The organism is Streptomyces sp. NPDC002795, from assembly GCF_042888725.1.
Lineage (GTDB): Bacteria > Actinomycetota > Actinomycetes > Streptomycetales > Streptomycetaceae > Streptomyces.
On sequence record NZ_JBIAQB010000002.1, the window covers coordinates 254,592 to 267,009 of the forward strand.

Genomic DNA, 12,418 nt, shown 5'->3' on the forward strand with positions numbered 1-12,418 from the left:
ACGAGGTCATCGAGGGGCGGCTGGACCGTGAACGTGGGTGAGACGACGCAGTGGGCAGGCCGGGACGAGACGGCCGCCGGGACCGCGAGCAGCGCTGTCCGCGGGTCCCCGGCGTGGTCACCCGTACGGATTCCGTTCCCGGAGCGCGGGTTTCGGGTATCCGCCTCCCTACGGGACACGTCGCAGGTCATCGGCAGCGGCGCCACCCCCGACAGGCCCTGGCCCCAGCTGTTCCCCAACTGCCGGCGCACTGGCCAGTGACGCGGCGCGCAGCCCCGGACGGACGGAATCGACACGCGTGACGGAGTACCCCACCTCCCACGAAGGCCGCCACCACGGCACGGCGGCCCGCCCCGCCGACCCCCGCGGGGCCCTTCGGCACACCCCTGAGACCTCCGCGCCGGGTTCCGGCGAGGCCTCCGCCCCGGCCTCCGGCGGCCTGCCGGAGCAGCCACGGCGCGCCGCGGGCGGCGCCGCGGACGCCGAGCACGCGCAGCCCGCCGCGCCCTCCCCCGAGCCGGTGCGCCCGGGGCCGCCGGACGGCGCGGACCGCCGCACGGGACAGCCGCGCCCCAGCGGGCAGCCTGCGGCGATGCGGCGCGACGGCGACCGGCTGCGCTTCGTCGGCGCCGCGACCCGCCGGATCGCCCGCGGCCTGGACCTCGACGAGATCGTGATGGGCCTGTGCCGGGCGACCGTGCCCACGTTCTCGGACGCGATCCTCGTGTATCTGCGCGAGCCGCTGCCGGTGGGCGACGAGCGGCCGACCGGGCCCATGGTGCTGCGCCTGCGCCGCACCGACCGGATCCCGGACTCCCCCGACACCGCGGGCGACACGGAGACGGACGGCGTCGGCCTCACCGTCCCGCTCACCCCGCAGCTGGAACTGACCGCGGGCAGCGCCGAGTTGTGCGAGGTGCGCTCCGGTGGCGCGCTCGCCGAGGTGCTGCGCGGCGTGCGTCCGGTGTTCGCCGACTCGGCGGCCGCGCTCGCCGCGCTGCCCGAACTCCTCGGCTCCGACCGGGCGTTGCCGGGCGGCCAGCGCGCGATCCTGGCCCCGCTGCGCGGCCGGCGCCGGGTGATCGGTGCCGCGGTGTTCCTGCGCCGCCCCGACCGGCTCGCGTTCGACGCCGACGACCTGCTGGTGGCGGGCCAGTTGGCGACGCACAGCGCGCTCGGCATCGACAAGGCGGTGCTGTACGGGCGCGAGGCGTACATCGCGGACGAACTGCAGCGCACGATGCTGCCGGAGACCCTGCCGCGCCCGACCGGGGTGCGGCTCGCCTCGCGCTATCTGCCGGCGGCGGAGACGGCGCGGGTCGGCGGCGACTGGTACGACGCGATCCCGCTGCCGGGCAGCCGCGTCGCGCTGGTCGTGGGCGACGTCATGGGGCACTCGATGACCTCGGCCGCCATCATGGGCCAGCTCCGTACCACCGCGCAGACCCTCGCCGGTCTCGACCTGCCCCCGCAGGAGGTCCTGCACCACCTCGACGAGCAGGCCCAGCGGCTCGGCACGGACCGCATGGCGACCTGCCTGTACGCCGTGTACGACCCGGTCGCGCACCGCATCACCATCGCCAACGCCGGGCATCCGCCGCCCGTTCTGCTGCATCTGGGCGGGCGTTCCGAGGTGCTGCGGGTGCCGCCGGGCGCCCCGATCGGCGTCGGCGGCGTCGACTTCGAGGCGGTCGAGCTGGACGCCCCGGCGGGCGCGACGCTGCTCCTGTACACGGACGGGCTGGTCGAGTCGCGGCTGCGGGACGTGTGGACCGGGATAGAGCAGCTGCGCGAACGGCTCGCCGCGACCGCGCAGTTGACCGGGCCCGACCATCCGCCGCCCCTTGAGGCACTGTGCGACGACGTCCTCGACATGCTCGGCCCGGGTGACCGGGACGACGACATCGCGCTGCTCGCCGCCCGGTTCGACGGGATCGCGCCGAGCGATGTCGCGTACTGGACCCTGGAGCCGGAGGACGCGGCGCCGGGCCGGGCCCGCAGGCTGGCCCGCAGCGCCCTGGACCGCTGGGGTCTGGAGGAGCTCACGGACTCGGTCGAGCTCCTGGTGAGCGAGGTCGTGACGAACGCGGTGCGCTACGCCACGCGTCCGGTGACCCTGCGCCTGCTGCGGACCGACGTACTGCGCTGCGAAGTGGGCGACGACGTACCGCAGTTGCCGCGCCTTCGGCAGGCGCGGGCGACGGACGAGGGCGGTCGCGGGCTCTACCTGGTGAACCGGCTCGCGCGGCGGTGGGGCGCGACGCGCCTGTCCACCGGCAAGGTCGTCTGGTTCGAGCTGCCGGTGCCGTAGACATGTGGCCATGTGCCACTACTGCGGATGCCGTGAGATCCCGCTGATCAAGGAGTTCATCGCCGAGCACGAGCGCGTCACGGACGCCGCGGGTGACGCGCTGCGGGCGTTGGAGCGTGGTGACGTGGCGGCCGCGCGGACGCTCGTCGACGCGATGGCGCGGGAGCTCGCCTCGCACTGGAAGGGCGAGGAGGACGGCCTGTTCGCGGTGATGCGCGGCGACCCGGAGTACGCCGACTACATCGACGCGCTGGTCGCCGAGCACCGCGAGCTCGGGGTGCTGCTGCCCACCCTCGACCTCACGGACCCCGGCGACGTACAGCGCCTGAGGGACGAGACGGACGAACTGCACCGGCACATCGCCAAGGAGGAGGACGGCCTCTTCCCGGCGTCGCTGACGGCGCTGTCCGGGGACGGGTGGGACGCGTCGATGGTGGCGTGGCGATCGGCGCATCCCCAGCAGGACGCCTGAGTGGCGCGCGTCAGTCTCTGCCGTTCCCGTTCCCGTTCCCGCCGCCGTTCTCCGGTTCGATCGGGTCCTCCGGCCAGCTCTCTGTCGGGCTGTCGGTCGGGACCGGGAGCGTCTGTGTCGGGTCGGTCGTCGGCGTCTCGCTCGTCGGTGTCCCGCTCGGCGACGACTGGGTCGGCGTCGGATCGGTCGTCTCCGACTTGCTCGGCGTCGGGTCGGTCGAGGGCTCCTCGGTCGGGGTGGCCGGGGCGGTCGTCGTGGGCTGGACGGCCTTGCCCATGTCGGTGTCCAGGTCGAACTTCCCGTTCGCGCTGGACGTGTTGAACGTGTACTGCGCCCAGATCTGGGCGGGGAAGCTGCCGCCGTCGACACGCGGCAGGCCGCCCGCGCCCTCCATGGACACGTGCGCGCCCGCCTCGGACGACGTCAGCGCGCCCTCGCCGAACAGGCCCACCGACGTGACCAGGTCCGGCGTGTACCCGGTGAACCAGGCCGACTTGTTGTCGTCGGACGTACCGGTCTTGCCCGCGACCTGCTGACCGGCGCGGGCCGGGTTGTCGCGCACCGAGGCCTTCGCCGTACCGTCGTCGACCACGCCGGTCAGGATCGAGGTCACCGAGTCGGCGGCGCCGCGGCTGATCACCTGCTCACTGACGGGTTCCTCCCGCGGGACCTTCTCGCCCTGCTTGTACACCGTCTTCACGAGCTGCGGGGTGACCTTCTTGCCGTGGTTGTCGAGGGTCGCGTAGACACCGGCCATCTCCATCGGGCTCGCGCCCATGGTGCCGAGGGTCTGCGCGGGGAACGGCTTGAGGTCGCCCGAGTCCATGCCGAGCTTCTTCGCCGTCGCCATCACCTCGTCCATGCCGACGTCGACGCCGAGCTGCGCGAAGACGGAGTTGACGGACTTGTTCATGGCGGTCTGGAGGGTGACCGGGCCGTAGCTCTTCTTGTCCTCGTTCGGCGGGGCGAAGCCGACCTTCTTGCCGTTGTCGACGACCGGGCGCTTGCTGGTGCCGTCGTAGATCGTGTCCGCGGTGATGCTCTGGCCGGACTGCGTCGTCGCCTCGTTCTCCAGGGCGGCCGCGAGGATCAGCGGCTTGAAGGTGGAGGCGGGCTGGTAGTCGGTGCGCGTCGCGTTGTTGACGTAGTGCTCGCTGAGCCCTTCACCGCCGTACATGGCGAGGACCTTGCCGGTCTTCGGGGCGACGGAGACGGCGCCGGCCTGCACGCGCGCGTCGGCCTTCTTGTCCTTGCGGTCGAGCTTGTCGTTGAGCTGCTGGTCGACCGACTTCTCCAGCTGCTTCTGCTTCTTGCGGTCGACGTTGAGGGTGACCGTGTAGCCGCCGGCGTTGAACTGGGCGTCGGTGAGGTTGAGTTCCTTCATGACCTCGCCCTTGGCGGCCTCGGCGAGGTAGCCCTCCTGCCCCTGGAGCCCGGAGGCGGCCTTCGGCGGCTTCGGCACGTCGAACTTCATGCCCTGCCGCTCGCTCGCGCTCAGCCAGTGCATGTCGACCATGTTGTCGAGCACGTAGTTCCAGCGCGCCTGTGCCAGCTTCTTGCCGGTGTCGGAGGCGATCGCCCAGTCGTACTGGTTCGGGGCCTGGAGCAGCGCGGCGAGGTACGCGCCCTGCGACACGCTCAGCTTCGAGGCGTCCTTGCCGTAGTAGGCCTGGGCGGCGGCTTGGACGCCCCAGGCTCCGCGCCCGTAGTAGCTGGTGTTGATGTACCCGGCGAGGATGTCGTCCTTGGACTGCTTCTGGTCCACCTTCAGCGAGATGACCAGTTCCTTGAGCTTGCGGGAGACGGTCTGTTCCTGCGTCAGGTAGTAGTTCTTCACGTACTGCTGGGTGATCGTCGAGCCGCCCTGCTTGCCCTTGCCCATCACGGTGTTGAGCATGCCGCGGGCGGTGCCCTTCATGTCGACGCCCTTGTCCGTGTAGAACGTCTTGTTCTCGGCGGCGACGAAGGTGTGCTGAACGCCCTCGGGTACCTCGGCGAGGTCGACGATCTCCCGGTTCACCTTGCCGGTGCGGGCCATCGTGGAGCCGTCGCTGTACTTGTAGAGGTTGCTCTGCACCTGGGCTTCGGGGTTGCCCTCGGGTACGTCGATCACCAGATACAGCACGACGAACGCGCCCATGCCCAGCAGCACGAGCCCGAAGAACGTGCCCAGGAGCTTCTTCCAGGTGAAGAAGCGGCGTATGCCCGACGGCCGCGCCGCGCGCTTGCGCGCCTTCCTCGCATCCGCTCGGCCCATGACCTCAGTCGCTCCGCTTCTTGTCCTTGTACGCCTACGCCTTCGCGTACGGGTACGAACCCAGTTCTCACGATGGTGCTGAATCGGCTCAAGAACCTAACCCGTCACTTATGTCGAATCTTCGTTGATTCGGCCATATCGGACGTGACAATCAGCACCTGCCCCATGGGAACCGACGAGCGAGACGTGCGGATGGTTGCCGGACGAGATAAAGTGATATCACTTTGCTAGACCACGTTCGCGGCGCTACGGCGACGAACGACCAGCTCAGAGAGACGGGGACAGCCATGTCCGAGACGGACGCCACACCGAATACTCCGGACGTACCGGAGATGCCGAAGGCGCGCGTACGCGAAGTCACGGCCCACAGCATCGGCGGCGGGCTCGCCCTGCTGCTCGGCCTCATCGGCCTCGTCGTCGGCGCGGGCCTGATCGCGATCGCCGGCTCCACCGACTCGTCGGGCGCCAGGGGGGCGCTCATCGCGGTCGGCGTCGTGGTCGCGATCGGCTCGGTCTTCGCCATGGCGGGCCTGAACATGGTGGCGCCGGGCGAGGCCCGCGTCGTCCAGCTCTTCGGCCGCTACCGGGGCACGATCCGCACGGACGGCCTGCGTTGGGTGAACCCGCTCACCTCGCGCACGAAGATCTCGACGCGTGTGCGCAACCACGAGACGGCCGTCCTGAAGGTCAACGACGCGTACGGCAACCCGATCGAGCTCGCCGCGGTCGTCGTCTGGAAGGTCGAGGACACGGCCCAGGCGAGCTTCGAGGTCGACGACTTCCTGGAGTTCGTCTCGACGCAGACCGAGGCGGCGGTCCGGCACATCGCCATCGAGTACCCGTACGACGCGCATGACGAGGAGGGCCTGTCGCTGCGCGGCAACGCCGAGGAGATCACCGAGAAGCTCGCACTCGAACTGCACGCGCGCGTGGAGGCCGCCGGCGTCCAGATCATCGAGTCCCGCTTCACGCACCTCGCGTACGCCCCCGAGATCGCGTCGGCGATGCTCCAGCGCCAGCAGGCCGGGGCGGTCGTGGCGGCCCGCCGCCTGATCGTCGACGGAGCGGTGGGCATGGTCGAGGACGCGCTCGCCCGCATCACCGAGCAGGACTTCGTGGCGCTCGACGAGGAGCGCAAGGCGGCGATGGTCTCCAACCTGCTGGTCGTCCTCTGCGGCGACCGCGCGGCCCAGCCCGTCGTGAACACAGGAACGCTCTACCAGTGACGCCGCCCCCTGACCGCGAGAGCCGCCCGGCACGCAAACAGGTCCTGCTGCGGCTCGACCCCACGGTGTACGACGCGCTCGCGCGCTGGGCGGGCGACGACCTGAGATCGGCGAACGCGCAGATCGAGTTCCTGCTGCGCCGGGCCCTCAAGGACGCGGGGCGCCTGCCGGGTACGGCGGGCCCCCTGCCGAGGCGGGGCCGCCCGCCGTCCAACGAAACCGACTGAACGACCGGCTATACACACCGCGTATACGCGGTGTGTATAGTCCCTCGCATGTCCATCGGCCACACCCTCCTCGGGCTGCTCGAATCCGGGCCCCGCCACGGTTACGACCTCAAGCGCACCTTCGACGAGACGTTCGGGCACGACAAGCCGCTGCACTACGGGCAGGTCTACTCGACCATGTCCCGCCTCCTGAAGAACGGCCTCGTAGAGGTCGACGGGATCGAGGCCGGCGGCGGCCCCGAGCGCAAGCGGTACGCGATCACCGACGCCGGCGTCACCGACGTGAAGCAGTGGCTCGCGACGCCGGAGAAGCCGGAGCCGTACCTCCAGTCGACCCTCTACACCAAGGTCGTCCTCGCCCTCCTGACCCGGCGCGACGCCACCGAACTCCTCGACGCCCAGCGCTCCGAGCACCTGCGCCTGATGCGCATCCTCACGGACCGCAAGCGCAAGGGCGACCTCGCCGATCAGCTCATCTGCGACCACGCCCTGTTCCACCTGGAAGCCGACCTGCGCTGGCTGGAACTGACCGCCGCGCGCCTCGACAAGCTCGCCGCGGAGGTACGTCCTTCATGAGTTCCCCCACCACTCCCGCCGGTTCCCTGCTGGCCGCGACCGGCCTGCACAAGACGTACGGGCCGACCCCGGCCCTCGACGGCGCCTCCTTCTCCGTCCACCCGGGCGAGGTCGTCGCCGTCATGGGCCCCTCCGGCTCGGGCAAGTCGACGCTGCTGCACTGCCTCGCCGGGATCGTCACGCCGGACTCCGGCACCATCACGTACAACGGCCGCGAGCTGACCGCCATGTCCGACGCGGAGCGCAGCGCGCTGCGCCGCGGCGAGTTCGGCTTCGTGTTCCAGTTCGGCCAGCTGGTCCCGGAGTTGACGTGCGTCGAGAACGTCGCGCTCCCGCTGCGCCTGAACGGCGTGAAGCGCAAGGAGGCCGAGGGCCGGGCCGTCGAATGGCTGCGGCGTCTGGAGATCGACGACCTCGCGGGCAAGCGCCCGGGTGAGGTCTCCGGCGGCCAGGGCCAGCGCGTCGCGGTCGCCCGTTCCCTGGTCACGGGGCCGCGCGTGCTGTTCGCCGACGAGCCCACCGGCGCCCTGGACTCGCTCAACGGCGAGCGCGTGATGGAGCTGCTCACGGACGCCGCCCGCAGCACCGGCGCCGCCGTCGTCCTGGTCACCCACGAGACGCGGGTGGCCGCCTACTCCGACCGCGAGATCGTCGTGCGGGACGGCAAGGCCCGGGACATGGAGTTCGCCCGATGACCCTCCTCGACGAGCGCCCCGCCCAGGCCCCGCCCGCACCCACGGATCCCGGCCTCGCGGGCCGCCTGCGCGACCTCGCGCTCGGCGTCCGCTTCGGCTTCTCCGGCGGCCGCGAGGGCTGGATCCGTACGCTGCTCACCGCGCTCGGCGTCGGCCTCGGCGTCGCCGTACTGCTGGGCGCCGCGTCCGTGCCGAACTTCACGAGCAGCCGCGACGCCCGCTACGACGCCCGTTCGATCAGCTTCAGCGAAGAGAGCGTGAAGCCGTCGGACCGCACGCTGCTCACGCTCGACACCTCCTCCTCGTACCGGGACCTCACGGTCGGCGGCTACATGCTGAGCGCCGACGGCGAGCACCCCGTCCTGCCGCCCGGCGTCGACAAGCTGCCGGGCGACGGCGAGATGCTGGTCTCGCCCGCACTGCGCAAGCTCCTCGACTCCCCCGAGGGCGAACTCCTCAAGAAGCGCTACGACTTCCGTGACGTCGGCACCATCCAGGAAGCGGGCCTGAGCGACCCCTTCGACCTGTACATGTACGCGGGCGGCGACAGCCTGAGCACCGACCGCGGTGCCACCCGCGTCGACGGCTTCGGGCGAGCGGGCGACAACACCCCGCTCGACCCGGCCCTGGTGCTGATGATCCTGCTGGGCTGCGTGGTGCTGCTCGCCCCCATCGCCATCTTCATCGCGACCGCCGTACGGTTCGGTGGCGAGCGGCGCGACCGCAGGCTCGCCGCCCTGCGGCTCGTCGGCGCGGACGCGCGGATGACGCGGTGGGTGGCCGCCGGTGAGGCGCTGTTCGGCACGCTCGTCGGCCTCGCGGTCGGCCTGCTCACCTTCTACGCCGGGCGGCAGGTGTTCGCGCACGTCGAGGTGTGGCGCCTGTCGGCGTTCCCCGACGACTTCACACCGGTGCCGGTCCTCGCCGCGGTGGTACTGCTGGCGGTGCCGCTGTCCGCGATCGCCGTCACGGTGTTCGCCCTGCGGTCCGTCTCGATCGAGCCGCTCGGTGTCGTACGGGGCGGGCGTGTGCGCGGCCGCAGGCTGTGGTGGCGGCTGCCCGTCCCCTTCGTCGGCCTCCTGGTCCTGTTCCTGTCCAGCTTCGGCGCGGGCTCGTCCCAGCTGTCCATGGTGGTGATCGCGGGAGGCGTCCTGCTGACCCTCGTCGGCCTGGTGCTCGTACTGCCCTGGCTGGTCGAGGCCGTCGTGGGCCGGCTGCGGGGCGGCTCCGTTCCCTGGCAACTGGCGACCCGCAGGCTCCAGTTGAACAGCAGCGGCGCCACCCGCGCGATCTCCGGCATCACCATCGCGGTGGCCGGCGGCATCGCCCTTCAGATGTTCACCGTCGGCATCAACGACGGCTTCAACAGCTCGACCGGCCAGGACCCCCAGCGAGCCCAGATCGGCGCGAACACCGACTTCCCGAGCGGTGCGCTGGCCGACCGGATGGTCCAGGAGTTCCGGACCACCAAGGGCGTCAAGAAGGTCATCGGTACGGTCAGCAGCTCGGCCGAGCTGGTGGGCGCCAAGCCTGCCGCGGACGGCTACCCCCCGTCGGTCTCGCTGTCCGTCGGCTCCTGCCCCTCGCTGCGCGAGCTGGCCCACCTGCCGTCGTGCTCGGACGGCGACGTCTTCCGGGTCACCCGCTCCCACGACTCGTACTCCGACGACCAGTTGGCGAAGGTCGCGCTGCCCGGCGGGCGACTCCTGGTGGACGACCCCGAAGGCGCGGGCCGCACCGACCTGAAGCCGGTGCACTGGTCGCTGCCCCATGACGTGCGCACCGTCGACTCCCGGAAGGACCCGGCGGGCGAGTTCTACGGCGGCATCCTCGCCACCCCCGGCGCCCTCGACCCGGCGACCCTGCACACCGCGTCGACCAACGCGCAGATCCAGATCGACGAGAACGTGCCGGACGCGGCGGACCAGGTCCGCAACACCGCGTTCGCGGTCGACCCGGGCATGCACGTGTGGACGTACGAGGTGGCGAGCCGCGACAAGGAGTACGCGAGCATCCGCACGGCCCTCTTCACGGCCGCGGCCCTCACCATGGTGATCATCGCGGCATCGATGCTGGTCTCGCAGATCGAGCAACTCCGCGAGCGCAAGCGGCTGTTGTCGGTGCTCGTCGCCTACGGCACGAAGCGTTCGACGCTCGCCTGGTCCGTGCTGTGGCAGACGGCGATCCCGGTGGTCCTCGGCATGGCCGTGGCGGTCACGGGCGGGCTCACGCTCGGCTGGCTGATGCTGCGCCTCGTCGGCAATCCGGTGACCGACTGGCTGGTGTTCCTCCCGCTGGCCGGGGTGGCGGCCGCCCTCGTCGCGGTGGTGACACTCCTGTCGCTGCCTCCGCTGTACCGCATGATGCGGGCGGACGGCCTGCGGACGGAGTGACGCTCAGCCCTGGGGCCCGAGGACGCGAACCGGCAGGCCCCGCAAGGCGGTTCGCAGGGCCTTCGCCAGTTCCTCGTACTCCGCGGAGCGCGCAGCCCCCGTCCGCATGGCGAAGGCCACGCGGCGCGCGGGCGCGGGCTCCGCGAAGTACCCGGTGAGCAGCTGGCTGCTCCGGCTGGTCTCGACGGACACGGCGGTGCGCGGCAGCAGCGTCACCCCGAGGCCACCCGCGACGAGCTGGACCAGTGTGGCGAGCCCGGCGGCGGTCGTGGCGACGGGGGCGTCGTCGCGGCCCGCCTCCCGGCAGATGTCGAGGGCCTGGTCGCGCAGGCAGTGCCCCTCGTCGAGCAGCAGCAGGTTCAGCTCCCGCAGCGCTTCACGCGGAATTCCCTCGCGTCCGCCGAGCCAGTGATCCAGCGGGGTGACCAGCACGAAGTCCTCGTCGAACAAGGGCAGTTCACTCACCCCCGGCACCCCGAGCGGCACGGCGAGCAGCAGCAGGTCGAGCCGCCCCGCCCCCAGGCCCTCGATGAGCGAGGACGTCTGCTCCTCGTGCACCTGGAGGTCCAGGTCGGGATACGTCTCGTGGACGAGCCGCAGCACCGCCGGCAGCAGATACGGCGCCACCGTGGGAATCACCCCGAGCCGCAGCGCCCCGGTGAACGGGGCCCGCACCGCCTCGGCCTCCTCGACGAGCGCGCCGACGCCGTCGAGGACGGCCTTGGCCCGCACCGCGATCCGCTCCCCGGCCGGTGAGAGCAGCACCTTTCTCGTCGTACGCTCGAGAAGGGTCACCCCCAGCGTCTCCTCCAGCGCCGAGACCGCGCCCGACAGTGCGGGCTGGCTCATCCCGATCGCCGCCGCCGCGTCCCGGAAGTGCAGATGCTCCGCGACCGCGGCGAACGCCCGCAGCTGCGCCAGGCTCGGCTGCCTGCGCCGGGCCCCGACCCCGGCGCCGACGGGCTTTCCGTTCTGTACGGCCACTGATAGCCACCTCCGATCAACATGACCGAGTCTAGCTATTTCCGTAATCAATGCACCCTGTGCCACGATCTCAAGTAGTCCAACCCATGGAAACACCCCCAAAAGGGATGTCTCCTACTGCAAGGAGTTCGTGTGCTCACTGTCGGTGACAAGTTCCCCGAGTTCGACCTGACTGCCTGTGTCTCGCTGGAGAAGGGCTCTGAGTTCGAGCAGATCAACCACAAGACCTACGAGGGCAAGTGGAAGATCGTCTTCGCGTGGCCCAAGGACTTCACCTTCGTGTGCCCCACCGAGATCGCCGCGTTCGGCAAGCTGAACGAGGAGTTCGCCGACCGTGACGCCCAGATCCTCGGCTTCTCCGGTGACTCCGAGTTCGTGCACCACGCCTGGCGCAAGGACCACCCGGACCTGACGGACCTGCCGTTCCCGATGATGGCCGACTCGAAGCACGAGCTCATGCGTGACCTCGGCATCGAGGGCGAGGACGGCTTCGCGCAGCGCGCCGTCTTCATCGTCGACCAGAACAACGAGATCCAGTTCACGATGGTGACCGCCGGCTCCGTCGGCCGTAACCCCAAGGAGGTCCTCCGGGTCCTCGACGCCCTCCAGACGGACGAGCTGTGCCCGTGCAACTGGACCCAGGGCGAGAACACCCTGGACCCGGTCGCGCTGCTGGCCGGTGAGTGAGCATGGCCCTCGATGAGCTGAAGTCCGCCGTTCCGGACTACGCCAAGGACCTGAAGCTCAACCTGGGCTCGGTCATCGGCAACTCGGACCTCCCGGCCCAGCAGCTGTGGGGCACGGTCCTGGCGACCGCCATCGCCTCCCGTTCCCCGCGCGTGCTGCGCGAGCTGGAGCCCGAGGCGAAGGCGAACCTGTCGGCGGAGGCGTACACCGCCGCGAAGTCGGCCGCCGCCATCATGGCGATGAACAACGTCTTCTACCGCACGCGTCACCTGCTCTCGGACAACGAGTACGGGACGATGCGCGCGGGTCTGCGGATGAACGTCATCGGCAACCCGGGGGTCGACAAGGTCGACTTCGAGCTGTGGTCCTTCGCGGTCTCGGCGATCAACGGGTGCGGGATGTGCCTCGACTCGCACGAGCAGGTGCTGCGCAAGGCCGGTGTCGACCGTGAGGTCGTCCAGGAGGCCTTCAAGATCGCGTCTGTGATCCAGGCGGTCGGCGTCACGCTGGACGCGGAAGACGCGCTGGCGTAACACCTTTTAGCCCCTGCGGCGATTGAGCAGCGGGGTCCGGGGCAGCGCCCCGAGGCC

General features: G+C 70.8%; 11 protein-coding genes. 9 read left to right on the top strand and 2 right to left on the bottom strand.

The genetic code is table 11. From position 1 onward, the window contains the following. Positions 1 to 298 precede the first annotated feature (298 nt). Both ACFYWS_RS05660 and ACFYWS_RS05665 read left to right on the top strand, forming a co-directional pair. Positions 299 to 2,311, top strand: a complete 2,013-nt coding sequence (locus ACFYWS_RS05660; RefSeq protein WP_389269901.1) for a SpoIIE family protein phosphatase — start codon at positions 299 to 301, stop codon at positions 2,309 to 2,311. Between the two features lie 10 nt (positions 2,312 to 2,321). Then, positions 2,322 to 2,783, top strand: coding sequence for a hemerythrin domain-containing protein (locus ACFYWS_RS05665; RefSeq protein ID WP_389269903.1), 462 nt, complete (start codon positions 2,322 to 2,324; stop codon positions 2,781 to 2,783). A gap of 10 nt (positions 2,784 to 2,793) precedes the next feature. On the opposite strand, the gene ACFYWS_RS05670 is transcribed toward ACFYWS_RS05665, so the two are convergent. Continuing rightward, entirely contained in the window at positions 2,794 to 5,040 is a 2,247-nt protein-coding gene (locus ACFYWS_RS05670; RefSeq protein ID WP_389269905.1) for a transglycosylase domain-containing protein, read from the bottom strand. Between the two features lie 287 nt (positions 5,041 to 5,327). On the opposite strand from ACFYWS_RS05670, the gene ACFYWS_RS05675 reads away from it, so the two are divergent. The 5 genes from ACFYWS_RS05675 to ACFYWS_RS05695 are packed head-to-tail and all read left to right on the top strand — an operon-like array spanning position 5,328 to position 10,157. After that, positions 5,328 to 6,266 carry an SPFH domain-containing protein gene (locus ACFYWS_RS05675; RefSeq protein ID WP_389269907.1) on the top strand — a complete coding sequence of 313 codons (939 nt, stop codon included), beginning with the start codon at positions 5,328 to 5,330 and terminating at the stop codon, positions 6,264 to 6,266. Then, positions 6,263 to 6,493 carry a hypothetical protein gene (locus ACFYWS_RS05680; RefSeq protein ID WP_389269909.1) on the top strand — a complete coding sequence of 77 codons (231 nt, stop codon included), beginning with the start codon at positions 6,263 to 6,265 and terminating at the stop codon, positions 6,491 to 6,493. Before ACFYWS_RS05675 ends, ACFYWS_RS05680 begins: the two co-directional genes overlap by 4 nt. 48 nt (positions 6,494 to 6,541) lie before the next feature. Then, positions 6,542 to 7,069, top strand: a complete 528-nt coding sequence (locus tag ACFYWS_RS05685) for a PadR family transcriptional regulator (protein ID WP_389269911.1) — start codon at positions 6,542 to 6,544, stop codon at positions 7,067 to 7,069. After that, a complete protein-coding gene (locus ACFYWS_RS05690) occupies positions 7,066 to 7,764 on the top strand; it encodes an ABC transporter ATP-binding protein (RefSeq protein WP_389269913.1) in 699 nt (232 codons plus the stop codon). The genes ACFYWS_RS05685 and ACFYWS_RS05690 overlap by 4 nt, the downstream gene beginning before the upstream one ends. Further along, positions 7,761 to 10,157, top strand: coding sequence for an FtsX-like permease family protein (locus tag ACFYWS_RS05695; protein ID WP_389269915.1), 2,397 nt, complete (start codon positions 7,761 to 7,763; stop codon positions 10,155 to 10,157). The genes ACFYWS_RS05690 and ACFYWS_RS05695 overlap by 4 nt, the downstream gene beginning before the upstream one ends. 3 nt (positions 10,158 to 10,160) lie before the next feature. Here the strand turns inward: ACFYWS_RS05695 and ACFYWS_RS05700 are convergent, their stop codons facing one another. After that, positions 10,161 to 11,141, bottom strand: coding sequence for a LysR substrate-binding domain-containing protein (locus tag ACFYWS_RS05700; RefSeq protein WP_389269917.1), 981 nt, complete (start codon positions 11,139 to 11,141; stop codon positions 10,161 to 10,163). A gap of 132 nt (positions 11,142 to 11,273) precedes the next feature. On the opposite strand from ACFYWS_RS05700, the gene ACFYWS_RS05705 reads away from it, so the two are divergent. Beyond that, entirely contained in the window at positions 11,274 to 11,828 is a 555-nt protein-coding gene (locus tag ACFYWS_RS05705) for a peroxiredoxin (RefSeq protein ID WP_389269919.1), read from the top strand. Positions 11,829 to 11,830: 2 nt separating this feature from the next. Beyond that, entirely contained in the window at positions 11,831 to 12,361 is a 531-nt protein-coding gene (locus tag ACFYWS_RS05710) for an alkyl hydroperoxide reductase (RefSeq protein ID WP_389269921.1), read from the top strand. The last annotated feature ends 57 nt before the right edge of the window (positions 12,362 to 12,418 follow it).